The 23,476-nt window shown below is 27.8% G+C and carries 25 protein-coding genes and 2 pseudogenes; 11 read left to right on the forward strand and 16 right to left on the reverse strand.

Annotated elements, in window-relative coordinates; all coding sequences use genetic code 11:
* On the reverse strand, positions 1-813 hold the full coding sequence (gene thiD / locus CAQ16704_RS05585) for a bifunctional hydroxymethylpyrimidine kinase/phosphomethylpyrimidine kinase (protein WP_039667262.1): 813 nt from the start codon (positions 811-813) through the stop codon (positions 1-3).
* A 194-nt stretch (positions 814-1,007) separates the two neighbouring features.
* Here thiD and CAQ16704_RS05590 point away from each other — a divergent pair, with 194 nt between their 5' ends.
* The 3 genes and pseudogenes from CAQ16704_RS05590 (at position 1,008) to CAQ16704_RS08625 (ending at position 3,514) form a co-directional block, all read left to right on the forward strand.
* Positions 1,008-1,466 (forward strand): low molecular weight protein-tyrosine-phosphatase, encoded by a 459-nt coding sequence (locus CAQ16704_RS05590; protein WP_039667263.1) that lies wholly within the window; start codon positions 1,008-1,010, stop codon positions 1,464-1,466.
* A 347-nt stretch (positions 1,467-1,813) separates the two neighbouring features.
* Positions 1,814-2,314 (forward strand): annotated as a pseudogene (locus CAQ16704_RS08620) (cache domain-containing protein); the annotation flags it as partial.
* Between the two features lie 759 nt (positions 2,315-3,073).
* Complete coding sequence (locus tag CAQ16704_RS08625; protein WP_442856711.1) at positions 3,074-3,514, forward strand: methyl-accepting chemotaxis protein; 441 nt, start codon at positions 3,074-3,076, stop codon at positions 3,512-3,514.
* Between the two features lie 27 nt (positions 3,515-3,541).
* Here CAQ16704_RS08625 and CAQ16704_RS05600 read toward each other — a convergent pair whose 3' ends face one another.
* Genes CAQ16704_RS05600 through ribA form a run of 3 tightly spaced genes read right to left on the reverse strand, consistent with a single transcriptional unit; the run spans position 3,542 to position 5,045 of the window.
* Positions 3,542-3,904 (reverse strand): hypothetical protein, encoded by a 363-nt coding sequence (locus tag CAQ16704_RS05600; protein ID WP_039667265.1) that lies wholly within the window; start codon positions 3,902-3,904, stop codon positions 3,542-3,544.
* Positions 3,898-4,488 (reverse strand): 16S rRNA (guanine(527)-N(7))-methyltransferase RsmG, encoded by a 591-nt coding sequence (rsmG, locus tag CAQ16704_RS05605; protein ID WP_039667266.1) that lies wholly within the window; start codon positions 4,486-4,488, stop codon positions 3,898-3,900. Before rsmG ends, CAQ16704_RS05600 begins: the two co-directional genes overlap by 7 nt.
* Positions 4,485-5,045, reverse strand: coding sequence for a GTP cyclohydrolase II (gene ribA, locus CAQ16704_RS05610; protein ID WP_039667267.1), 561 nt, complete (start codon positions 5,043-5,045; stop codon positions 4,485-4,487). Before ribA ends, rsmG begins: the two co-directional genes overlap by 4 nt.
* A 71-nt stretch (positions 5,046-5,116) precedes the next feature.
* Here ribA and hemB point away from each other — a divergent pair, with 71 nt between their 5' ends.
* Genes hemB through CAQ16704_RS05630 form a run of 4 tightly spaced genes read left to right on the forward strand, consistent with a single transcriptional unit; the run spans position 5,117 to position 9,201 of the window.
* Positions 5,117-6,100, forward strand: coding sequence for a porphobilinogen synthase (hemB, locus tag CAQ16704_RS05615; RefSeq protein ID WP_039667268.1), 984 nt, complete (start codon positions 5,117-5,119; stop codon positions 6,098-6,100).
* Positions 6,101-6,103: 3 nt separating this feature from the next.
* Positions 6,104-6,589 carry a DUF2603 domain-containing protein gene (locus tag CAQ16704_RS05620; protein ID WP_052245018.1) on the forward strand — a complete coding sequence of 162 codons (486 nt, stop codon included), beginning with the start codon at positions 6,104-6,106 and terminating at the stop codon, positions 6,587-6,589.
* On the forward strand, positions 6,576-7,931 hold the full coding sequence (gene hemN, locus CAQ16704_RS05625; protein WP_039667269.1) for an oxygen-independent coproporphyrinogen III oxidase: 1,356 nt from the start codon (positions 6,576-6,578) through the stop codon (positions 7,929-7,931). The genes CAQ16704_RS05620 and hemN overlap by 14 nt, the downstream gene beginning before the upstream one ends.
* A 1-nt stretch (position 7,932) precedes the next feature.
* The gene (locus tag CAQ16704_RS05630; protein ID WP_039667270.1) at positions 7,933-9,201 is read left to right on the forward strand and encodes an anaerobic glycerol-3-phosphate dehydrogenase; all 1,269 of its coding nucleotides are present in this window, start codon (positions 7,933-7,935) and stop codon (positions 9,199-9,201) included.
* 3 nt (positions 9,202-9,204) lie between these two features.
* On the opposite strand, the gene CAQ16704_RS05635 is transcribed toward CAQ16704_RS05630, so the two are convergent.
* From CAQ16704_RS05635 to CAQ16704_RS05645, 3 genes are read right to left on the reverse strand one after another with little or no spacing between them, the layout of a single operon-like run.
* Positions 9,205-9,414: a hypothetical protein gene (locus CAQ16704_RS05635; protein ID WP_039667271.1), complete on the reverse strand. Its 210-nt coding sequence runs from the start codon at positions 9,412-9,414 to the stop codon at positions 9,205-9,207.
* A 24-nt stretch (positions 9,415-9,438) separates the two neighbouring features.
* Positions 9,439-10,446, reverse strand: a complete 1,008-nt coding sequence (locus tag CAQ16704_RS05640; RefSeq protein WP_039667272.1) for an alanine racemase — start codon at positions 10,444-10,446, stop codon at positions 9,439-9,441.
* Positions 10,446-11,417 (reverse strand): L,D-transpeptidase family protein, encoded by a 972-nt coding sequence (locus CAQ16704_RS05645; RefSeq protein ID WP_039667273.1) that lies wholly within the window; start codon positions 11,415-11,417, stop codon positions 10,446-10,448. Before CAQ16704_RS05645 ends, CAQ16704_RS05640 begins: the two co-directional genes overlap by 1 nt.
* A gap of 118 nt (positions 11,418-11,535) precedes the next feature.
* Between CAQ16704_RS05645 and CAQ16704_RS05650 the strand changes: the two genes are divergently transcribed.
* From CAQ16704_RS05650 to CAQ16704_RS05660, 3 genes are read left to right on the forward strand one after another with little or no spacing between them, the layout of a single operon-like run.
* Positions 11,536-11,955 (forward strand): copper chaperone PCu(A)C, encoded by a 420-nt coding sequence (locus CAQ16704_RS05650; protein WP_039667274.1) that lies wholly within the window; start codon positions 11,536-11,538, stop codon positions 11,953-11,955.
* A complete protein-coding gene (locus CAQ16704_RS05655) occupies positions 11,955-12,404 on the forward strand; it encodes a hypothetical protein (RefSeq protein ID WP_039667275.1) in 450 nt (149 codons plus the stop codon). Before CAQ16704_RS05650 ends, CAQ16704_RS05655 begins: the two co-directional genes overlap by 1 nt.
* 4 nt (positions 12,405-12,408) lie before the next feature.
* On the forward strand, positions 12,409-12,966 hold the full coding sequence (locus tag CAQ16704_RS05660) for a cytochrome oxidase biogenesis protein, Sco1/SenC/PrrC family (RefSeq protein WP_039667276.1): 558 nt from the start codon (positions 12,409-12,411) through the stop codon (positions 12,964-12,966).
* A gap of 10 nt (positions 12,967-12,976) precedes the next feature.
* Here CAQ16704_RS05660 and CAQ16704_RS05665 read toward each other — a convergent pair whose 3' ends face one another.
* From CAQ16704_RS05665 to mapA, 6 genes are all read right to left on the reverse strand, one after another.
* On the reverse strand, positions 12,977-14,179 hold the full coding sequence (locus CAQ16704_RS05665) for an ABC transporter permease (protein WP_039667277.1): 1,203 nt from the start codon (positions 14,177-14,179) through the stop codon (positions 12,977-12,979).
* Between the two features lie 61 nt (positions 14,180-14,240).
* Complete coding sequence (locus CAQ16704_RS05670) at positions 14,241-14,687, reverse strand: hypothetical protein (RefSeq protein ID WP_039667278.1); 447 nt, start codon at positions 14,685-14,687, stop codon at positions 14,241-14,243.
* On the reverse strand, positions 14,663-15,181 hold the full coding sequence (locus tag CAQ16704_RS05675; RefSeq protein WP_039667279.1) for an LPP20 family lipoprotein: 519 nt from the start codon (positions 15,179-15,181) through the stop codon (positions 14,663-14,665). The genes CAQ16704_RS05670 and CAQ16704_RS05675 overlap by 25 nt, the downstream gene beginning before the upstream one ends.
* Positions 15,182-15,240: 59 nt before the next feature.
* On the reverse strand, positions 15,241-17,829 hold the full coding sequence (gene gyrA, locus CAQ16704_RS05680) for a DNA gyrase subunit A (protein ID WP_039667280.1): 2,589 nt from the start codon (positions 17,827-17,829) through the stop codon (positions 15,241-15,243).
* 21 nt (positions 17,830-17,850) lie between these two features.
* Positions 17,851-18,432: a ComF family protein gene (locus CAQ16704_RS05685; RefSeq protein WP_039667281.1), complete on the reverse strand. Its 582-nt coding sequence runs from the start codon at positions 18,430-18,432 to the stop codon at positions 17,851-17,853.
* Positions 18,429-19,079, reverse strand: a complete 651-nt coding sequence (mapA, locus tag CAQ16704_RS05690) for an outer membrane lipoprotein MapA (protein WP_039667282.1) — start codon at positions 19,077-19,079, stop codon at positions 18,429-18,431. Before mapA ends, CAQ16704_RS05685 begins: the two co-directional genes overlap by 4 nt.
* 185 nt (positions 19,080-19,264) lie before the next feature.
* Here mapA and CAQ16704_RS05695 point away from each other — a divergent pair, with 185 nt between their 5' ends.
* Positions 19,265-20,626 (forward strand): DASS family sodium-coupled anion symporter, encoded by a 1,362-nt coding sequence (locus tag CAQ16704_RS05695; RefSeq protein ID WP_039667283.1) that lies wholly within the window; start codon positions 19,265-19,267, stop codon positions 20,624-20,626.
* An 8-nt stretch (positions 20,627-20,634) separates the two neighbouring features.
* Here the strand turns inward: CAQ16704_RS05695 and thiF are convergent, their stop codons facing one another.
* The 3 genes and pseudogenes from thiF to CAQ16704_RS05710 form a co-directional block, all read right to left on the reverse strand.
* The gene (thiF, locus tag CAQ16704_RS05700; protein WP_148308481.1) at positions 20,635-21,441 is read right to left on the reverse strand and encodes a thiamine biosynthesis protein ThiF; all 807 of its coding nucleotides are present in this window, start codon (positions 21,439-21,441) and stop codon (positions 20,635-20,637) included.
* Positions 21,438-21,625: pseudogene (thiS, locus tag CAQ16704_RS05705) on the reverse strand (sulfur carrier protein ThiS). The gene thiF and the pseudogene thiS overlap by 4 nt, the downstream one beginning before the upstream one ends.
* Complete coding sequence (locus tag CAQ16704_RS05710; protein WP_039667285.1) at positions 21,626-23,470, reverse strand: DUF262 domain-containing protein; 1,845 nt, start codon at positions 23,468-23,470, stop codon at positions 21,626-21,628.
* Positions 23,471-23,476: the final 6 nt, after the last annotated feature.

The raw sequence follows: 23,476 nt of genomic DNA on the forward strand, positions 1-23,476 counted from the left end.
TTACTCCTTATCAAATTGAAAAAAATGATTAGTTGGACCACAACCTTTTCCAAGCGCTAAAGAATTTAAAATAGCCCCATAAACATAATCTTTAGCAAGCTTTATGGCCTCATATTTTTCCCTGCCCAAAGCAAGATTGCTTGCTATGGCTGAACTTAGCGTACAACCTGTTCCATGAGTGTTTTTTGTATTAACTTTTTCTGCGGTAAAAATACTAAATTCTTTACCATCATAAAATATATCATTGGTATTATCTTTACTATGTCCGCCTTTAACCAAAACACTTTTAGCACCTTCTTCATAAAGCTTAATAGCTGCTTTTTTCATATCATCTTCATTAAGTATTTTAAAGTTACATAAAAATTCAGCTTCTGGAATATTTGGAGTAAGCACATCAGCCAAAGATAACATCTCATCTTTAAAAAATTGACAATTTTCCAAAGGCATTAATGCATATCCATTTTTAGCAAACATCACAGGATCAATCACTATATTTTTAGCATTAAAATTCAACAAATTCTTTTTTACACAACTTATGATTTCTTTAGAACCTAACATACCTATTTTAACAGCAACTGGCTCAATATCCTCATATACTGCTAATATTTGTTCATCTATAATTTTTGTTGGTATATCAAAACAAGAAATCACCCTTGCAGTATTTTCAGCTACTACACTTAAAACCACACTCATGCCAAATAAATTATGTGCACTAAAGGTTTTTAAATCAGCTTGTATACCAGCACCCCCACTACAATCACTTCCAGCTATAGTTAAAACTGGAATTTTTGTTTTAGTATTTGCATGTATCATTTGTATCCTTTTTTTAAAAAAAGGAAAGTTTTTGCAAGAATTCAAAGCTCGCATTACCAAGCTTCTCAAGGGTCGAAGCCAAACTTCCTCTCAGCAAAAGCTCCCCATTTAAAAATTATACCTTAGTTTTAATTAATCCAAAAAATTTTTAAATATTGGTATAATTTTAATTTATAAAAAATTCAAGGAATTTTATGGTTAAAATTGTCTTTGTTTGTTTGGGTAATATTTGTCGCTCTCCTATGGCAGAATTTATCATGAAAGATCTTATATCAAAAGCAAATTTAAACGATAAATTTACTATTTGCAGCGCTGGAACAGCTGGTTATCATGATGGAGAAGATATGCATTATAAAACAAAATCTTTACTAAAAGATAAAGATATTATTTCAGAGCCATTTTATAGTAAAAAACTAACTGAAAAAATATGTAAAGAAAATGATTATATTATAGTAATGGATAATGCAAACTTTAAAGATGTTGTTAAAAATTTTCCCGATTTCAAACATAAAATTCAAAAAATTACTTCTTATGCTGTAGAATTAGGTTATGATGAAGTTCCTGATCCATGGTATAGTGGAAATTTCGAAGAAACCTACAATATACTTTCTATTGCTTGCTTAAATTTATTCCATATATTCAATAAATATTAAAAATTTATTTTTTATTTTTTTGTATAATAATACTTTTAAAATACTAACTAAATTTTAAATAAGGATTCAAAATGTTTAGTTTTAAAAGTTTATCTTCTAAACTTGTTGGAGTTGTTTTTGCATGTGTTATGCTAGTTGTAATTGCAACAAATGCAATCAGTTATTATACTTCAAAAGAAAGTACTTTTAGTTATTTAAAAGAAATTCAGCTTAAAACCATGAATGATGTTGATGAAGTATATAAATTATATGCACTTACTAAAAGAGATGCTATACTTGCTTTAAAAGATGAAATTTCTAAAAAACCAAATATGCCAGAAGAAGAAATTTTAGATATTGTTAGAATTATGGCTAATGCATTTAAATTCGAATTACTTTATGTTGGCTTTGAAAAAGATGGTAAAAATTATCAATCAAATGGAGAAATTTTAGATTTATCAGTAGGCTATGATACAAGAAATAGAGGATGGTATAAAGAAGCTAAAGAGGCAGGAGAATTGATAGTTACAGATCCGTACAAATCTGTAACAACTGGTAATATTGGTATTACTTATGCTGCCCCTGTTTATCATAATGGTAAATTTATAGCTGTTGTTGGTGGCGATTATAATCTACATACATTTTCTAAAGATGTCTTAGCTATAGGTCATTCTAATAGCTCTTATGCTGCAGTATATGATAGAGATGGTGCAATAGTATTTCACGAAGAAAAAGATAGAATGCTTGCTAAAAATGACTTAAGTATTAATGTAACTAATGCAGTAAAAGCTAATCCTGATTTAGCTGATCCAACCAAAGAAACTTTATTTTATGCAAAAGATGGTCAAGGTAAAACTCAAGCAGTAACTTGTGCTCCAACATTAAATCCTAAATACATAGTATGTTCTATCACAGAAGAATCTGTATATACTGATGCAGTAAATAAAGTATTATTTCAACAAATCATCATTGCCATCATTGCTATTATTATAGCTTTAATACTAGTAAGATTTGCTATTATTAAAAATTTAAAGCCAATAGCAATTATTACTACCGGTCTTAACTCTTTCTTTGATTTTATCAATCATAAAACCAAAGATTCGGCTATGATTAATGTAAATACCAATGATGAACTTGGTGCTATGGCTAAAGCCATCAATGAAAACATCACTAAAACTAAAAATGCATTAGAACAAGATTCTAAAGCAGTAGAACAATCAGTAGAAACTGCTAAAGAAATAGAAAGTGGTAATTTCACAGCAAGAATTACAGCTGTTCCAGCTAATCCTCAATTAATAGAATTAAAAAATGTTTTAAATGAAATGCTTAATGTATTAGAAGCAAAAGTTGGTTCTAATATGAATGAAATTAATAGAGTATTTGATAGCTATAAAGCATTAGACTTTACCACTGAAGTTAAAAATGCTAAAGGTGGTGTTGAAGTAACAACTAATACCCTAGGTAAAGAAATCATTGATATGTTAAAGCAATCATCTGAATTTGCTTCTTTATTAGCTGATGAGAGTGGTAAATTACAAAATGCTGTTAAGAACTTAACTGATTCTTCATCTAGCCAAGCTTCTTCTTTAGAAGAAACAGCTGCTACTTTAGAAGAGATTACTTCTTCTATGCAAAATGTATCTCATAAAACTAGTGAAGTTATTGCTCAAAGTGAAGAGATTAAGAATGTTACTTCTATCATAGGAGATATTGCTGATCAAATCAATCTACTTGCATTAAATGCTGCTATTGAAGCTGCACGTGCTGGTGAGCACGGACGTGGCTTTGCTGTTGTTGCTGATGAAGTAAGAAATCTAGCTGAAAGAACTCAAAAATCATTAGGTGAAATTGAAGCTAATACTAATATCTTAGTTCAATCTATTAATGAAATGGGTGAAAGTATTAAAGAACAAACTACAGGTATTACTCAAATTAATGATGCTGTAGCACAAATTGATCGTGTAACCCAAGAAAATCTTAAAATAGCAAAAGATAGTGCTGCAATATCTGAGAATGTAAATCAAATTGCTAATGATATTTTAGAAGATGCTAAGAAGAAGAAGTTTTAAAAGCTAAACCCTAAAAAGGGTTAAGCTTTAATCAATGTAAGATTTTAAACAAACCCCATCTACACTTAATTCATAAGCTTTTTTTAGATTATTTTTTAAAGTATCAAGTAAAAATAATATTTTAGAATCAAACATATAAAACTCAGCCATTTTTGAGGCTGTTTTTGCTAAATTCTCATCTTCTATTAAAATATATTTTGCCCCTAGTGCATTAGAAAGCAAAATTTCTTCTTCGTTTTTAACAAAAATACCAAAATCTATCTTTTTTTCTTTTGCACCTTTTATATTTTGCTCATTATAATCAAAACAATTTACATTCGTTTTAATAAAAATATTTTCATAATGACTAAATTTTTGCATATTTATCAAAGGGTGTCCAAAAATTAACATAATTTTTCCTTTATCTTTAAAAGACAATAATTCCTAAAGCCTTGATTGAAGATTTGATAATCTTTCAATCCTTGTAATTCATCATAAACTCCACTACCTTTATAAAGCAAAAATGAAGTTTTTTCATCGTAAAAACCATTTGAAATTTCTACTAAAGGTTTTATATCCATCAAAGCCCTTGAAATGATTAAATCTACTTTAAAAGGTGGATAGTTTTGTAATTTTTCTTTTATAATGCTTACATTTATCAAATTAAGTTCAGTTTTAATCACCCTTAAAAAGGAAGTTTTTTTGGCACTAGGCTCAAAAAGAAAAAAGTCACTATCTTGTAAAATACAAGCTAAAAAAACAGCTGGAAACCCTGCACCACTCCCAACATCAATTATTTTCTTCATATTATTTAAATCATATAAATCTAAAATTTTAACACTATCAATAATATTTTCATCAATATTTTCAAAATGTGTTAGATTGTGCACAGCATTAAATTTTTTCAACAATTCTTTATAAAGTGTAATTTTTTTAAAAAAATCATCTTTATTTAAATTTTGTAAAAAATTTAATCGTTCTTCATATTTTTTCAATTTAAATGTCCCATTTGTGTATGCTTGACTTCCAAATAATCTTTATTAAAACGATTGGCTTTTATTAAAATAGGCACTCTTAGATTAATCCTTTCTTTAAGTGTATTAAGTTTTTCAGGATTATTAGTCAAAAGATTGATTTTAGAAATTCTATAATGCTTGAGTATAAAATCTACTATTTCATAACTGCGTTCATCTGCTTTAAAACCTAATTGATGATTAGCTTCTATGGTATTCAAACCTTTATCTTGTAAAGCATATGCATTAATTTTATTAAAAAGTCCTATACCTCTTCCTTCTTGTCTTAGATAAATTATCATACCACCATGTTCTTGAATATATTTTAAAGAAAACTCAAGCTGTTCGCCACAATCGCATTTTAAACTACCCAATACATCACCAGTTAAGCATTCTGAATGAATTCTAATATTAACTTCTTTGTCTAATTTTCCTTTAAAAATACAAAGATGTTCTTTATCATTTTCTTTAAAACTTTGTATATTAAATTCTCCAAAACGTGTAGGAAGTTTTGCTATTTCAGAAATTTGAATAGTCATTATTTTACTTTACCTTTTTTATAAAAAATATGCTAGAATTTAGGCAATTTTAACAAACAAAAAGGAAATTTATGTTTAAACGCTTCAGAAGATTAAGACTTAATGAGAATATTAGAAGCTTAATAAAGGAAAATACTTTAAATTTAAATGATCTAATTTACCCTCTTTTTGTTGTTGATGGAATAAATATTAAAAATGAAATTTCATCTATGCCTGGTGTATTTCAAATGAGTTTAGATGAGATTTTAAAAGAATGCGAAGAGTTAATCCATCTTGGTATAAAAGCTATTATTTTATTTGGTGTTTTAGAAAATAGCAAGAAAGATAGTTGTGGTAGTGATGCGTTAAGTAATGATGGTTTAATTGCTAAAAGTTTAAGAGCTATTAAAGCAAGATTTCCTAATTTAGTAGTGATTACAGATCTTTGTTTTTGTGAATATACTGATCACGGTCATTGTGGCATAATAGATCCAAAAACTAAAAGCGTTGATAATGACTTGACTTTAGAAATTTCGGCAAAACAAGCCTTAATTCATGCAAAAAATGGTGCAGATATGATAGCACCAAGTGGTATGATGGATGGAATTATCCAAACATTAAGAAATGCCTTAGATGAAAATGGTTTTGAAAATTTACCTATTATGGCATATTCAACCAAATTTGCTTCAGCTTACTATGGACCTTTTAGAGATGTAGCTGATTCTGCACCAAGCTATGGAGATAGAAAAACCTATCAAATGGATTTTGCAAATGGAAAAGAAGCCCTATGTGAAAGCATAGAGGATGAAAAACAAGGTGCTGATATTTTAATGGTTAAACCAGCACTTGCATATTTAGATGTAGTAAAAGATATAGCAAATCATTCTAAACTACCACTTTGTGTATATAATGTAAGTGGAGAATATGCATTATTGAAAGCTGGTCAAAAAGCGGGTGTAATTGATTATGAAAAAGTAATGCTTGAGACAATGCTTGCTTTTAAAAGAGCTGGAGCTAAACTGATCATTACTTATCATGCAAAAGAAATTGCGAAATTATTAAAAAATAAGGAGTGATTGTTGAATAGCTTGATCAAAAAAAGGTCTCAAGAAATTATAGATGAATTGTCAGCTCATTTAGGTATAGAAAAACACAATCAAACTATATTTTATTTAACTCATATAAATGAAAAAGAAAAAAAACTTCATTTAAAAAATGGCCATGAATTAGCACCTGAACCATGGTTTATAGTAGATGAAAATGATGATGTTAAAACTATGTTTTCTGTAAAGACACTGGTTGAATTTTTACAAAATGCCAAGGATTTGCAAAAAAACAATTTTGAACTTAAACTAGAAAAGGCTATATACCAACAAATTCCTATTGATTTCAATGATGTATGGATTGTTGCTATGGATGAAATAAAACACCAAGTTGCCAAGGGTGTTAAAGAGGTTAATATTAATTTAGATCAGTTAATTAGTAACATTCATACCAAACATCCTAATTTGTTTATTGATATGAAAGAAGTAATGCAAAAGGTAAAAACAAATGAAAGATTATAAAAGCTTTGTTAAATATTCCAAGCCAGGTCCAAGATATACTTCTTATCCTACAGCAATAGAATTCAACACTCAATTTAAATATGAAGATTATATAGAAATTTTAAAACACCAAAAAGCACAATTATCTTTGTATTTTCATTTACCATTTTGTAGAAGTGCTTGTTATTTTTGTGGCTGTAATGTAATATATACAGCAAAAGAAGATAGCAAAGAAAGATATTTAGATTATCTTTTTAAAGAACTTGATCTTTTGTCAAAAATTATTAACACTCAAAGAGAAGTAGTACAAATGCATTTTGGCGGTGGAACCCCTACCTTTTTTTCCGCTAAACAACTTGAAAATTTAATTTTAAAAATCAAAAACATTTTTCCAAATTTTACCCAAGATAGTGAAATAAGCTGCGAAATTGATCCTAGATTTTTAAACGAAGAACAAGCCAATGTTTTAATCCAAAATGGTTTTAACCGTATTAGCTTTGGCGTACAAGATTTTGATGAAAAAGTGCAAAAAGAAATCCACAGAATTCAGCCATTTGAGCTTACTAAAAATGTAGTAGATATGGTAAGAAATAAGGGTGTAAAATCGATCAATATGGACTTAATTTATGGTCTACCTTTTCAAAGTCTAGAAAGTTTTAAACGAACTTTAGAAAAGGCTTTACTAATCAATCCTGATAGATTTGCTATTTTTAATTATGCTCATGTACCTTGGCTCAAAAAAAATATGAGAAAATTTGATGAAAATACTTTACCAAGTCCTGATGTAAAACTTCAGATTTTGGAATATTGTGAAAAATTTCTAACCCAAAATGGTTATAAAATGATAGGAATGGATCATTTTGCAAAACCTCAAGATGAACTTTTTAAAGCACTAGAAAATGGCAGTTTACATAGAAATTTTCAAGGCTATACCACTAAAGGGGGAACTGATTTAATCGGAATTGGCTTAACTAGCATAGGTGAAGGTAGAAGACATTATATGCAAAATTTTAAAGATATGCCAAGCTATGAAAAAGCTATTGATGAGGGTAAATTACCATGTGAAAAAGGCATTATGCTTGATGATGATGATGAATTGAGAAAAATAGTTATTATGGAACTTATGAGCAATTTCACCCTTAACATAAAAAATATAGAACAAAGATTTAAAATAGATTTTTTTGAATATTTTAAGCAAGACTTAAAAGAGTTGCAAAAACTTAACGAATTTATCACCATAGACAAGGCCCGCATCAAAGTAAATGAAACCGGAGTACTTTTAATCCGCAATATCGCCATGTGTTTTGATAAATATTTAAAACGCATTAGTGAAGATAAAAAAGTATTTTCCAAAACGGTTTAATATGTTAAATGTTAATGAAATTTCTAATGCTTGTGTAAAATGCGGAAAGTGCATACCAGTTTGCACCATACATGAAATAAATCGCGATGAGATTACTTCTCCTCGTGGATTTTTAGATCTAATCGGTGCCTATAAAAATCAAGAACTTGAACTTGATAAAAATCTTAAAAAAACTTTTGAATCATGTTTTTTATGTACTAATTGCGTTGAAGTTTGCCCAAATCATTTAAGAGTAGATAGTGTCATTGAAAAAGTGCGTTATGATATAGCTCAAAAATTTGGAATAGCTTGGTATAAAAAAATAGTTTTCTTTTTTTTAAGACATAGAAAAGTATTAAATTTTTTAGCAAGATTAGGTTATGTTTTTCAAAGTTGTGCATTTAATTTGCAAAATAACAATTTAGGAATGAAACCTAAATTCAATTTACCTTTAATAAAAAAAGATCGTTTACTACCTTCTTTAGCAAAAAAAAGCTTTTTAGAATCAACTTCTGATTTTATAAACAATCAAGGTGAAAAAACTATAGGACTTTTTATAGGCTGTTTATCAAATTACTCTTATACTGATACAGGATTTGCCTTGCTTGAAATATGTAAACACCTTAAAATCAATGTAGATTTATTAAAAGATCAATCTTGCTGTGGAGCTCCACACTATTTTACTGGTGATTTTAAAAGCGTAGAAATTTTAGCGAAAAAAAATATTATCTATTTTGAAGAAAAATTAAAAACACTTGATTATATCATTATCCCGGAAGCAACTTGCTCTGCAATGATCAATATAGACTATGAACATTTTTTTCATATGCAAGAAAATGAAGAATGGGCAATAAGAGCAAGAAATATCTCTAGTAAAATTTTACTTGCAACAAAGTATTTTTATGAATATACAAATTTAGAAGAATTATTAAAAACAAAGAAAAAAATCAATGCAAGTATTACTTATCATGATCCTTGTCATGCTAGAAAAATGCAAGGAATTTTCAAAGAACCAAGATCTTTATTAAAACAAAATTATGCTTTTAAAGAACTTATTGATTCAAATGAATGTTGTGGTTTTGGTGGTGTTAGTATGCAAACTAACTACTATAAAAAAGCTTTAGAAGTTGGGATCAAAAAAGCTAAAAATATACAAAAAAGCAATATTGAAATCATTAGTGCTGAATGCTCAGCCTGTAGAATGCAAATCTCAAATGCTCTAGAACATGAAAAGATTTCTGTAAAATTTTCACATCCATTAGAGCTGATAGCAAAAATACTTCAAGATTAAAATTTAATCTTGATTTTTCATACTTTCAATATTTAGTCTATTTTTCTCTATTAAAATTCTATTTTGTTCGATATTTTCACTATTTTTTTTACATTCATTTTTTAAAATTTCAATATTCTTATATAAAATTTTAATTTTTCTTTCATAGCGATTAATCAACAAAAATACTATAAACAAAAATAAAATTAAAATAGCCCAATTTAAAAATGCCATTTTTCACCTCTCTGTTTTTATTATTTAAATAACAACCCTTTTTAGCCATGGAGAAAGTTTTACCAAAATTTCATAATTTATAGTATTAAAGAATTTTGCCATATCATTAGCATCTTTTATCACACACACAACTTCTCCACTATCCTCACAAGAAAAACTATCCATGGACATTTTTCCTAGTATTCTTTTTCCATTTGGCAATAAAAATTTTTCCTTTCCATTATAACGAAAAAGTCCATCAGCATAACCTAAATCATAAGTAGCAATGTCTATATCTTTTTTTGCATTATATACACCACCATAACCTACGCATTGTCCTTTTTTTAATACTCTCTGGCTTAATCTTTCAGCCCATAAACTCAAAACTTTACGCAAATTATTATTAAAATATGCATAACCAAATTGAGCAAGTCCAATCCTACAATATTCATCATCTTCAAGTTTATCTGCTCGAAATAATGCTTCAGAATTATGCGAATGAAATACAAGTTTTTTTGCTTTATTTTGAAGTAAATTATAAATTTGATCTTTGATTTGTTTAAATTTTTGCCTTTGAACAAAATAACTAGCATCTATTTCATCACTACCCGCAAAATGCATCATTACTCCATGAAGTTGCAAATTGTATTTTTTTAAATCCTGTAAAACTTCCTTAATATCTTTAGGTAATATACCATTTCTATGCATATTTGTATCTATGACCAAATGGATTTTTGTATTTTTTTTAATTTTTTTTATATCATTTTTATCGTTTATGGCATAAATAAATTTTTCACTTTCATTAAAATGAGGGTGATGAGATAAAATTAATATATTTTCGAAAAAATCTTCTAGATTTTTAGCTTCTTCTTCATTTTTCACTGCTACAAAATTAACGCCTTTTTTCTTAGCTATTGGAGCTAAAATTTTAGCCCCATGTCCATATGCATTATCCTTAAAAACACATATTACTTTTCCATAACCTTCCGCTTTAGATGCTATTAAATCAAGATTATGTTCATAAGCTAAACGATCAATTTCTATGTAAGCCATTATTGCTCAGCTAATATTTGCATTTTATCATTTTGGAGTTTTACATAAAGAACTTTTTCACCTTTGAATTTATAATTTGGTGTATAATAATCTTCATAAAAACCTATTCTAAAAATTTTCTCATTGTCAATATTTGGATAAGGACTTATACTGATATTTGAAAATTTAATATTTTTTTCTTCTTTTTTCGCAAAAATTCTCTCTTTTGTTTTTGCAAACTGATCATATTTAATTTTATTTCTATGCTTAAATACTTTTTGATCATAAAAAGAAAGATACTTTTCTATATCGTTTTTTTGCCAACTATCTTTCCAAGCATATAAATTTGCCAATAAAATAGCTATCTCATCTGCATTAGTTATAGTTTTATTTTTTTCTTCTGTCATTGCATATGTTTTTCTATCTGCAACTAATTTATTAAACTCATCAAGTAAATTATTATGAACTGCAATACATCCTCTAGTTTTATAAGTATCCAAACGAGTTCCATCTAGAGGATAACCATGAATCCAAATCCCCCCACCTGTTTTACCTAAAGTTTTATCAAGTACATTTGGATAAGTTGTAGCAAAAGCAAATGGACCATAATATGGATCACCAGGGTAAAATTTCTTACCTAGTTCATAAAAACCTATAGGAGTTTTCAAATCTCCTTCTATCTCTTTATCACCTGCTAAACCAGTTAAAACATCTTTTTGTATAAATTTCTTTTCAATTTTTCCATCATTATAGTGATAAATTCTAATCACTTTGTCACTTTTGTTGGTCAAAACTATCGCTACTTCTTCTTCGTAATATCCTAAACTTACATTTTTATCTCTGATTTCATTTAACCAAAAATCTTTTTTACCTAATTCTTGCTCTAATATTTTTTCAACAGCATTAATGCCATCATTTAAATAAATCTTTACAAGATTATCTGCATTAACAAATATAGCTAAACCACATAATACAAATATAATTTTAAACAATTTTAACCTTTCTAAGAAAATTAAAATAATAAAAAGTCTAATTATAGTATTTTTCAATAAATATATTTTTAACTTTATTACGTGTATAATACAAATATTAAATTTTCAAAGGAACATTATGAAAAAAATACTAAGTTTAAGTTTATTAGGTACTTTTCTTTTAGCAAATGAAATTACAGTTAGCAATCCTTATGTAAGACAAACCCCTCCAAATTCTAAAACAACAGCTTTTTTTTTAGAACTTAAAAATAATTCTAATAAAGATATAAAACTTATAAAAGCTCAAAGCTCTTTAAGCGATACAGCTGAAATTCATGATCATATAATGGAAAATGGAAAAAAAATGATGGTGCAAATTCCACAAATTACTATAAAAGCAAATTCGAGTACTCAACTTAAACCAGGCGGAAAACATATAATGGTTCTAAATCTTAAAGAAAATATTACTCCACAAACAAAAGCTAGTCTTACGCTTTATTTTGATGATAACAGTACTATTGAACTTAAAAATATAAATTCAAGAAGTATTAGAAAATAATGAAAAATTTATTTATTTTTGCTCTTGCTATAGTTTTTGCTGTATGCGGGGCTTATTTTTATACTAATTCTACAGATAGTAGCTTTAAAAAAAGAGAATTAATTACCATTCTAAATCCACTAGAATGTGATTTAAATACACAAGAATGTACATATAGTTTTAAAAACAAACAAGTTTTAGTTACTTTAAACCCTAAACCAATTACAACTTTAGATGAATTAGATTTAAACATTAGCAATTTAGGGGATTATAAAAAATTAAACGCTAGGGTTTATGGACTTAATATGTATATGGGCGACATAGTTCCACAATTTAAAAAGAATAATAATACCTATCATGCTAAACTGGTTTTAAGCTCTTGTACTTTAGAAATTATGCGTTTTAGAATAGAACTTTTTGATGATGAAACTCCACTGAATTTTTATTTTGATTTTGATGTAAAAAGGTAGGATAATGAAAAAAATAAATTTATTTTTACTAATTTTTGTGGTTTTTGGAGTGTTTTTTATTTCTGTACAATATTTTGAAAATAATAAATATAATTTTCATTTAAATTCTGAAAAAGGTATACTTAGTTTAAAAGATTTTATAGGCAAAAAACTCATTGTGTATTTTGGATATACCTATTGTCCTGATGTTTGTCCAACAGAACTTGCTTTGATTGGAAATGTTTTAGAGAAAATGCCAAATAAAGATAAAGCTCATGTGTTATTTATTTCACTAGATCCGCAAAGAGATAGCAATTTAACACAAACTAGCCAATGGGTTAAATATTTTTATCCAAACTCTACAGCATTAGTTGCAAAAGATGAAAAAGAATTAGAAAAAGTTGCTAAAAATTATGGTGTTGTATATAAAAAAATAGATCTTAAAGATTCTGCTATGACATATTCTATAGCACATAGTGGCGAATTTTACCTTATTGATGAAAATGGAAAATTCATAAAAACCATCAAAGATATAAGTTATGAAAATTTCTATAATGAAATAAAAAAATTTTTAAACGAATAAATTTTGAAATTTATTCGTTTCTTAAAGTGTCTAAAATATCTACTTGCGTTGCTTTTTTAGCAGGATAATAAGATGATAAACCTACTATAATAATCGCACCAAAAACAGTTAAACAAAAATCAACTAATGAAAGATCTAATGGCAGTTTGCTCATACCATAAACATCACTTGGCAAAGAAACTATATCAAAATTTCCAAGTATCCATAAAACTACACCTGCAAGAATTATCCCTAACACAATTCCACTGCCACCTATTAGAAAACCTAAAGAAAAAAATGTTTTTTTAATTTCAAGCTTACTAGCTCCTAAAGAAAGTAGTAAAGCTATTTCACTTCTCCTATTCATAACTATCATTAATAATGAGCTGACTATATTTAAACTCGCTACTAAAATAATAAGCATTAGCACTATAAATAAAGCTCTTTTTTCCAAAGCGAGTGCGGCGAAAAAATTTCCATTTTGCTCCCACCAACCTATGCTAGCATATCTTGCCCCCAAAAAAGCATCTAGTTGTTTGATATCTTCAAATGGTTTGGTTGAATACACATGAATACCATCATAAACACCTTTTGGATAAGATAAAATTTTAGCTAAGACTTTTGCATCCATATACATATAAGCTTTATCATATGCAAGTAATCCAGAAGAAAATTCTGCCTTTACATCAAACCGCTTGATTTTAGGAATCAATGATAACCCACTGGCATCTAAATTTGAAAATATCAATGTTAGTTTATCATTAAAATCTAAAGTAAATTCATCTTTTAAACCTTTACCTATTAATATATCAAATCCTTGTAGTGTATTCTCTTTTAAGGCTTCTAATACTACTTCATTAATTTTTTTCTCATCTTCAAAATTAACGCCAAATAGCATTCCACCTTCTAATTTTAAATTATTTCTTGCAATTACTTGAGTGCTAATATAGGGACTAAAAACCAACTTTGGAAATTTAGTTTTTAACTCTTGTATTAATTTTTCATCTACATTTGCTCCAAAACGCGGTAGTATCGTGATAGGATAATTCATTGTAAAAAGTTTTTTTTCAAATTCCTTATCAAAACCATTCATAATAGCCATTGCAACCAAAAGCACACAAAGTCCTATGCTCACGCCTAAAAATGCCAAAGCTTTTGATAACATTATAAAGGGTTGTTCTTTATCAAAACGCATATATTTAAACAACAAATAACGAGGGATACTTTTATACATTTTCTACTCTTAATATTTTTTTAAGTATTTTATCTGAAATTAATAAAAACAAGCTTTGTATTTATTTAAGATAATATATAAAAGCACTATTGTCATGAAATTCTACTACAAACCTTAATGGTAAAATTCTAACATAAGTTTCACTTTGCACGTATGTTTGTTCGCTTTTTACAAAGTCTTTTACATCTATCTTTGAATTAAAAAAACAATCAATTAAATCATTTTTATGTATATTTAAAAAATTAAATTTGTCTAACTTAGTCATTTTTTCTTCTGCTATAACACCAAAATCATCATACATTTTTTCTTTAAAATCATTTTGAACATAAGTTATCTCACAAGCATACTCTAAAGTTTTATTTTTACTTTTAGTCATAGCCATAGAAATAGTTTCATTTTGATGATGAAGAATAAAATTTTTATTAGAAAGTTCTGCCCAAAATATGAATTCATCTTGGGCAACAACATTAAAAATTATGAAAATTAATAAGCAAACAATTCTTTCCACTTGTCAGCATCAATTTTAAGTTCTACATTTACTCTATAAAGACCATCTTTAAAATCTTGATCAACAACACTTGCATTTTTAATCAAACCATTTACTTGTGCTGTAATGGTTGAACTTTTAAGCATTGCATCTTTTACTGTGTCTTTACCGTTTACTCTTACACCATACAGCTTACTTGCTAATTGCCTATAAGCATCAGTAATAGCTGCTCTTTTAGCTAGTGCTAAAGCTTGACCTACTGAAACTGTATTTAATGGAGCAATACCCTCACCTACTGCAGTAAAAGTTAAATCATTATCTGCACTTATATCATTTGCAAGCATTTTTTCTTCTTTAATGATATTGCGCACATCATCTTTATCTACTTTTTGAATCACAACATCAGAACTTGCAGCTTGTGCAGACTGAGCTTTATTTGGATTCACACCTCTTTGATCTAGTGCACAAGCACTAAAACCCAAAACCAAACAAAACATAAAAATAACTTTTTTCATTTTTTCACCTTCAATTTATTTGATATTAATATAACAGCAAAAAGTATTCCAACAATTTACTATTTTAGTTTATCCATATTACTTTCATTTTCTAATTCCAAATCTTCCTCTTCTTTAGGACACTTAGCTATACTTACAACTTCATCATTTTCAACATTTACTACTATAACACCACTAGTGTTTCTACCTGCTTTTCTAATGCTTTGCATATCAACACGTATCATTTTACCACTACTTGTTAAAGCCATTAAATCCATACTCTCATCTACTATAACAATACCGATTAAATCTTTAGTTTTAGCAGTAAGCTTCATACAAATTACACCCTTACCACCTCTACTTTGGAGTCTATACTCTCCAGCATCAGTGCGTTTGCCTATACCTTTAGCACTTACACTTAAAATCTCTTGTGTATCGTTTTCTATGACAACAGCACCTACAACTTCATCGCCTTTTTCTTTAAATTTAATTGCAGTAACTCCTCTACTTACACGACCAATCTCTCTAACCTTAGCAAGTGGGAATTTAATACACATGCCTTTTTTGGTAACTGCAAAAAGCATTTTACCGCTAACAATATTTTCTAGTTCTTCACTATTTTCATTTACTTCAATTTCTAGAATATTTTCTGTTTCTAAACTTTCATCTATGTTTGCATTTGTAATTTCATTTTCATCTCTTGCTACGATGATCGCGGTAACAAGCTCATCATTCTCATCTAAATTAATCGCTTTTACACCTACGCTTCTAATATTTTGATATTCACTTAAATTGGTGCGTTTTACGATACCATTTTTAGTAAAGAAACATAATGATTTACTCTCATCAAAATCAGTGGTTGGAATAATTGCCATGATTTTTTCATCTGCTTGTAAATTAATAAGATTAACCACAGCTTTACCCTTGGCAGTTCTACTTCCTTCTGGAATTTTATAAACTTTAAGCCAGTAAAGTTGCCCACGATCAGTGACAAACATCAAAGTATCATGTGTATTTGCTGTAAAGAAGTTTTCTATAAAATCATCATCATAAGTTGTAACTGCAACTTTGCCTTTACCGCCACGTTTTTGTTTTTCATATTGCTTACTTGGAACACGTTTGATATAACCACGATGAGTGATGGTAACTACCATATTCTCATTTGGTATTAAATCTTCTATATCAATATCATCATAATCATCTTCAATTTGAGTAATTCTTGGAACATCAAATTTTGTTCTCATTTCTTTTAATTCATCTTTTATTAAATTTTCAAGTAAAGTTTCGCTTTTTAAAATTTGATCAAGTCTTTCAATTTCTGTTAATAACTCTCTTAATTCATTATCGATTTTCTCCCTTTCAAGTCCTGTTAAACGGCCTAGCTTCATATCTAAAATTGCATTCGATTGAAGCTCACTTAAACCAAATTTTTGCATTAATAAATTTTTAGCCGTTGGGTTATCGGGAGAATTTTTAATCAAAGCTATCACTTCGTCAATATTGTCTAAAGCAATTTTCAAACCTTCTAAAATATGTGCTCTAGCTCTAGCCTTTTGTAATTCATAAATAGTTCTTCTAATAATTACAGTTTTTCTGTGATTTAAGAATAAATTTAAAAGCTCAATTAAAGAAAAAACCTTTGGTTCTTTATTATGTATTGCAAGCATAATCACACCAAAAGTGCTTTCCATAGTAGTAGATTTAAAAAGATTGTTTAAAACAATCTCACTTATAGCATCGCGTTTTAGTTCAATTACTACACGAATCCCTTCTCTATCACTTTCATCTCTAACTTCAGCAATACCTTCAATTTGCTTTTCTTTGGCAAGTTCAGCAATTTGCTCAATTAATCTTGCTTTATTAGTCTGATAAGGAAGCTCATCTATGACTATTACATCTTTATTTGCTCTTTTTTCTATATGAGTTTTTGCTCTTACCTTAACTCTACCACGACCTGTGCGATAAGCTTCTATAATACCTTTCTTGCCAAATATAATGCCACCAGTTGGAAAATCAGGCCCTTTAATAAATTGCATAATCTCTTCTAAATTTGCATTTTTATTATCAATTAAATAAAGCAAACCATCAATAAGCTCATTTAAGCTATGTGGAGGTATATTAGTAGCCATACCTACTGCAATACCACTTGAACCATTAAGCAATAAATTTGGAACTCTAGCAGGTAAAACATCAGGTTCGCTCATAGAATCATCGTAATTTGGTACAAAATCAACTGTGTCTTTTTCTATATCACGCAAAAGCTCTTCAGCTAAAATTGTCATTCTAGCTTCAGTATAACGCATAGCTGCAGCACCATCTCCATCAATTGAGCCAAAATTACCTTGCCCATCAACGCTTGGATAGCGCATAGAAAAATCTTGTGCCATTCTAACTAAAGCATCATATACAGCGGTATCACCATGTGGATGATATTTACCAATTACATCCCCTACTATACGGGCTGATTTTTTATATGCACTACGACTTCCTACACCTAAATCATTCATAGCATATAAAATTCTTCTATGAACCGGTTTTAAACCATCTCTAGCATCAGGTAAAGCACGGCCTATGATAACACTCATAGAATAATCTAAATAACTACTTTTTATAGAACTTTCTATATCTATATTTTCAATATCTGAATCTTTAGTAAAAATATTTTCCATAAAAATCCTTAAAATTAATCTTCACATTATATCAAATTTTGCATTAGCTAAAACTAAAGCAAAAAGTACTTCAATATTATTTTTTTCTAAAATTTCTTTTGCTTCAAGCAAACTCAAACCTGTGGTTACAATATCATCTACTAAAATTACTGGGTATTTTGGGTATTTTAAAAGTTTATACAATCTCTTGTTGCTTTTGCGAAATTGTAAATTCTTACCACTATACTTTATCTCTGAACTAGCTTGCAAAGTATGATACATGGGTTTTATAAATTTAGTTTTTAAATGATGAGTTAAAATAGCTGTATGAGAATAATCTTTATAGGTTTTATCATCTAATGCTATAGCATTAATCTCGTAGGAAGGATTAAAAAAATCTTTAAATTTAGCAAAACTTAGTTTTGCTAATGCATTTAAAACAAAATACCCTTGAAATTTATGCTTAAAGTGGATCAAATGTTTAATTTGCTCGTATTGGTAAAAATAATAAACCTTAAAATTACCTTCTAGTTTTCTAATACCTAAAGAATATTCCAACAATTCTTCTCTACAAGCTGAACAAAAACTTGTAAGAGAAAAACCATGACAATTAAAACATCTCACAAAGAACTTATAATATCTGCGGATTTATTTGCCACTTGCTTAATAAGAAGCTGGGTAAAAAAAGGCAAATCATTAATCTTATAAAATCCTTTTACCTCTTGTCTTGTTTTAATATTAATAGTTTTATTTGTGTTAATATCTTTTAATGTTAACTGACTAGCTATTATAGAAAAAAGAGAATTTGAATCAAATTTAGAGTAAAAATCATTAAAGCTCAAATCAACTTTTAATACATAAGGAGAATCACTTATATTTTCTACTACAATAATACCTCTATTTTGCAATTCTTCCTTTAAAAAAACATAAAAATAATAATTAAAATTTTCATTAATATAATATTTTTTTGTCCCTGAAAGTGAATATTTTAAATTTTCATTTAAATCATAAATCCTATGAATATATACTTTTTTCAAAGAAATACTTTTGTCTATAGTTCTTTTATTAGAACAATATTTAAGTCCTACATCACTAATATACACAAGACCTTTAATTTTTGCTTCATAAGCTTTAGAATCTGAAAGGTTATAACATTGTTCTTGAATTTTTATAGCTTCATTAACTTTAGCAATCTTTTGATTATTATTAGAATTTACTGCACACGCACTAAAAAATAAAGCCAAAATAAATATAAGTACTCTTTTAATCATCATCTCTCCTTAAAGTTTAATGATTTTGATAGCAAGAATTATACCAAAAACATATAATTTTAAACAAGATTTACTTTTTTTCACATAAATTATTTATTTATCTAAAAAAAATTATAAAAAATTGACTTTTAAAACAAAAATTACCTAGAATATGTTACTAAATTACAATATTAAGGAGTTCTTTGATGAGTTCAAATGCAAAAACACTAATAGTCGTTGCTGATTTAGTGTTGTTTATGGCTTTGCTATATTTTTCGCCTTTTGGAGAAACTAAAGTAAATCAGGGCTTATCTTTACTAGTCTTTATAGCTATTTTATGGCTCAGTGAAGCCTTACATGTTACTATTACAGCTATTTTAGTTCCTGTTTTAGCCGCTGTTTTAGGATTATTACCTACTTCTAAAGCTCTAACTGGTTTTGCTGACTCTAATATATTTTTATTTTTTGGTGGATTTGCTCTAGCAGCTGCAATGCATCATCAAAAACTAGACAAACTCATTGCACATAAAATTTTAACTCTTGCTAAAGGACATTTAGGTTTGTCTAGTTTGTATATTTTTATCACAACTGCTTTTTTATCAATGTGGATGAGTAATACCGCAACAGCCGCAATGATGCTTCCACTTGCTATAGGAATGTTAGCTTCGCTTGACCCAGAAAAAAATAGAAATACTTATGTATTTATTCTCTTAGGTATAGCTTTTAGTGCTAGTATAGGTGGTATAGGTACTATAGTAGGAACTCCTCCTAATGCTATTGTTGCTACGCAATTACACATTAATTTTGCTCAATGGCTAAAATATGGTATTCCAATTGTTCTAGTTTTTCTACCAGCAATGATTTTAATTCTATATTTCGTATTTAAGCCAAAATTTAATATGCAAGTAAACTTACATACGGAAAAAATAGAACTTACTAAACCGAGACTTGTTACTTTAATTATATTTTTAATTGTGGCTTTATCTTGGATTTTTAGTGGAAAAATAAATCCTATTATAGAAAATCTTTTTGGATACAAAATAGCAAATTTAGATGCTATTATAGCTTTACTTGCAGCAGTTTTAGTTTGTACTTTCAGAGTTATTGACTGGAAAAATATACAAAAAAATACAGACTGGGGTGTTTTAATGCTATTTGGAGGTGGAATAACTCTAAGTGTTGTATTAAGGGATTCAGGTGCTAGTAAAGTAATGGCTGATACTATTATATCTTTTATAGAAGATGGGCACTTGTTTATTATAGGATTGATTGTTGCGTTCTTTATAGTATTTTTAACAGAATTTACATCAAATACTGCTTCAGCAGCATTACTTGTTCCTTTGTTTATATCTATTGCAGATACTTTAGGTGTTCCTGCTTTAGGACTTGCATTAGTCATAGCTATAGGTGCATCTTGTGCATTTATGCTACCAGTTGCAACACCTCCAAATGCTATAGTTTTTGGTACAGGATATATCAAACAACAAGAAATGGTAAAAGTAGGAATTATACTAAATATATTTTGCTCAACTAGTCTTGCTATTATTGCTTATTTCTTTTGGCTTTAGTCTTTAATTTAAAGACTAAAGTTTGCTAAAAGTTCTAAGACTAAATTAGCTTGATGACCTGCACAAATATTTACTCGTGGAGCCATAAGTCCATTACCCATTTTGGCTTCATTTTTTAAATCTCCACATATATAAAAATTATTGGCAATTTTTCTTGTTTGTATACTATTACTATCTCCATAACCTGCTAAACCTGAAGCACAAATTAAAGTTTTATGCGGATAAATTTGATGAAAATTTTGCATTAAAAGTGCTTTATATATGGCGCTATCAAAAGCTTCACAAACTATATCATCATCTATAAAAAGTTCAGCTATATTTTCTTTTTCTATTTTTAAAATTTGAGCAAAAACTTCTATAAAAGGGTTTATTTTACTAATTTGATCTTTTAAAGCTTCAGCCTTAAATTTACCTAAATCTTCTATCATATAGGCTTGGCGGTTAAGATTACTTGGCTCAACTATATCAAAATCAATCAAGTGAAGCCTACCAACTCCACTTCTTGCCAAGTTTATGGCTATATGAGACCCTAACCCACCTAAGCCACAAACTGCTACACTTGCTTTTTTAAGTTTATCATGAAGTTTTGGGGTATGTCTTGCTCTCATCATCGCATCAAGAGCTTCATAAGGAGGTAAAGTGTTTTTTTCTATACAAAAAAGTTCATCATTTTCGCTTAATTTTATTTTCTCTTTTGTCGCAAAGCCATTGACTATCCATACATCATTTTCATTTTTACTCACGCTTTGAAAAAATTCCAAAGTATTTTTAAAATGTATATCTATCACTCTACCATTAAATTTAATTCTCATCAACCACCTACAAAAATAACAATTTCTGCCTTATCGTTTTCTTTTAAAATTAGATTTTCAAATTTATCCTTTGGGATAATTTCTCCGTTTAATCCCAAAGCGATAAATTCTATTTTAATTGCTTTTCTTTAACATAATCCATAAATCTAAGCTCTTTTAACTCAAGCTTTTGTCCGCTGATAATCATTTATCTATCAACTTCCCAAATAATTTTTACAATTTGATATAAAAGTTTTGTTCTTTTTTCTAATGCATCTTGATCAAACTTATCATAAGGTTCAAATTTTATATCTCCAGCAAAAAATTTTTCATTAAAGTTTAAAAATAATACATTTTTATGATAAAAATTTTTACAAAGAGATTGCGCCCAAACAAGATGACCGCTGTATGTATTTAATTTTTTATCATACTCTTCGTTACTAGAAGATATATTTACCTTACCATTAAGTAACAATAATCCGCCTAAAAAATTTCTTTTTACTTTAAAATCTTCTTCATTATCAAAATATTTTATATTAGTCTGATTGTGAGCTAATATATGTTCTATATGGTAGATATTTTTTGTTGAAATATAAACAACATCATTTTGCAATGTTTGACCTATACTATCACAAATAAATTTTTCCACTCTAGCTAATAAATAACGTAAAAATTTTATAGCTGTATTTGAATAGTTATTACTAGCAAAACTTTGATAATCAAGCAAAGAAATGACCTCTAGTAAATTCTTTTTATTTTTAATAATATCTCTCAATGTATCATCAAAAATCTTCTGATAGTCTTGTAAATTAGCATTTTTTAATTTTTCACTTAGACTGTATGTAATTTCTTGAAAACTATTGCTATCATATATGCCATTTAATTTTAATAGCACCCATAGCCTATCATATTCTTTTGCAATAGTTTCTATTTTTTCTTTTTCTTCTATATCATTTATTTTACAAGCAGCCAAAATGTTTTGATATTGACCAGATAAAGAATTAATATCTTTACAATAACGCAAAAATTCATTATCACTTTTAATAATCTTTGCGTATAAAACAACATAATACGAAATATCTTTTTCAATAAAACTTTTTATATTCAAAATATGTTCTTTATCTTGTTTTCTAAGTTTTAAATTATCCGCTATTGAGTTATTTTCAAATATAAATCGATGATAGTAATTATTAATATTTTTTTCTAGCTCAGAATTTCTTTTAAAAATAAATTTTGATTTTATAAAATCAATAAAAAATTCATCTTCATGATCTAATATTTTTTTAAATGCAATATCCCATATTTCGCAAAATCTATCTGTATCAGTTTTATTTAAAACACCTATTAATTTTCCTTTTAAGATCTCAAAAGGTTTTAACGCTTGACCTCTATCATTAATAACCTCAAAAATCATAGGAGTATCATTTTGACTAATAGATAATTCAACCAAAGTTAAACGTTTTAGAAAATATAGAGCAAATGATTGCAATTTTTTCAAATCATTATCTTGGAATTTAATATCAAAATATGTCGATATATAATTATATATTTTCGCAAGATTTTCCTCTGTTTTGCTATTATATCTTATGTCAACATTCTCGGCTTTAAAAATACGACTCATAATATTTTGCCTTTTGTTATTATCTATATTAAAGGTACATCCATAACCATTATTATGATAAACACATTGACCTAATAATTCCCCTAATCCTTTTAATTTGTTGTTATTTTGCATCATATTATGAAGCTTAGAAGCAATAAGGGTTAATGTGCTTAAACGCTGCTGTCCATCAACTATATATTTTTTTCCATCTATATTATTTATTACGTATACATTCAAATAATACCAATTATACTTACTGATAACTTCTTCTTTGATATCACTATTTTTATATTCCTCATAACACAAATCAAAATTATAAAATATATCATCCAAAAGAATTTTCGCAGTTTCTCTACTCCATACATATTCTCTTTGATAAAAATCAATATTATAGGTTTGTTTTAAACATTCTTCTACGCTCTTTGTATTAGAAAGTATTGTATTTTCCATATATAA

Source organism: Campylobacter sp. RM16704 (assembly GCF_000816245.1).
Lineage (GTDB): Bacteria > Campylobacterota > Campylobacteria > Campylobacterales > Campylobacteraceae > Campylobacter_D.

Bases quoted from the DNA above. Each gene is read 5' to 3' on its own strand.
- thiD (WP_039667262.1), bottom strand. From the start codon at position 813: ATGATACATGCAAATACTAAAACAAAAATTCCAGTTTTAACTATAGCT.
- CAQ16704_RS05590 (WP_039667263.1), top strand. From the start codon at position 1,008: ATGGTTAAAATTGTCTTTGTTTGTTTGGGTAATATTTGTCGCTCTCCT.
- CAQ16704_RS08625 (WP_442856711.1), top strand. From the start codon at position 3,074: ATGCAAAATGTATCTCATAAAACTAGTGAAGTTATTGCTCAAAGTGAA.
- CAQ16704_RS05600 (WP_039667265.1), bottom strand. From the start codon at position 3,904: ATGTTAATTTTTGGACACCCTTTGATAAATATGCAAAAATTTAGTCAT.
- ribA (WP_039667267.1), bottom strand. From the start codon at position 5,045: ATGACTATTCAAATTTCTGAAATAGCAAAACTTCCTACACGTTTTGGA.
- hemB (WP_039667268.1), top strand. From the start codon at position 5,117: ATGTTTAAACGCTTCAGAAGATTAAGACTTAATGAGAATATTAGAAGC.
- hemN (WP_039667269.1), top strand. From the start codon at position 6,576: ATGAAAGATTATAAAAGCTTTGTTAAATATTCCAAGCCAGGTCCAAGA.
- CAQ16704_RS05630 (WP_039667270.1), top strand. From the start codon at position 7,933: ATGTTAAATGTTAATGAAATTTCTAATGCTTGTGTAAAATGCGGAAAG.
- CAQ16704_RS05635 (WP_039667271.1), bottom strand. From the start codon at position 9,414: ATGGCATTTTTAAATTGGGCTATTTTAATTTTATTTTTGTTTATAGTA.
- CAQ16704_RS05640 (WP_039667272.1), bottom strand. From the start codon at position 10,446: ATGGCTTACATAGAAATTGATCGTTTAGCTTATGAACATAATCTTGAT.
- CAQ16704_RS05650 (WP_039667274.1), top strand. From the start codon at position 11,536: ATGAAAAAAATACTAAGTTTAAGTTTATTAGGTACTTTTCTTTTAGCA.
- CAQ16704_RS05655 (WP_039667275.1), top strand. From the start codon at position 11,955: ATGAAAAATTTATTTATTTTTGCTCTTGCTATAGTTTTTGCTGTATGC.
- CAQ16704_RS05660 (WP_039667276.1), top strand. From the start codon at position 12,409: ATGAAAAAAATAAATTTATTTTTACTAATTTTTGTGGTTTTTGGAGTG.
- CAQ16704_RS05665 (WP_039667277.1), bottom strand. From the start codon at position 14,179: ATGTATAAAAGTATCCCTCGTTATTTGTTGTTTAAATATATGCGTTTT.
- CAQ16704_RS05675 (WP_039667279.1), bottom strand. From the start codon at position 15,181: ATGAAAAAAGTTATTTTTATGTTTTGTTTGGTTTTGGGTTTTAGTGCT.
- gyrA (WP_039667280.1), bottom strand. From the start codon at position 17,829: ATGGAAAATATTTTTACTAAAGATTCAGATATTGAAAATATAGATATA.
- mapA (WP_039667282.1), bottom strand. From the start codon at position 19,079: ATGATTAAAAGAGTACTTATATTTATTTTGGCTTTATTTTTTAGTGCG.
- CAQ16704_RS05695 (WP_039667283.1), top strand. From the start codon at position 19,265: ATGAGTTCAAATGCAAAAACACTAATAGTCGTTGCTGATTTAGTGTTG.
- CAQ16704_RS05710 (WP_039667285.1), bottom strand. From the start codon at position 23,470: ATGGAAAATACAATACTTTCTAATACAAAGAGCGTAGAAGAATGTTTA.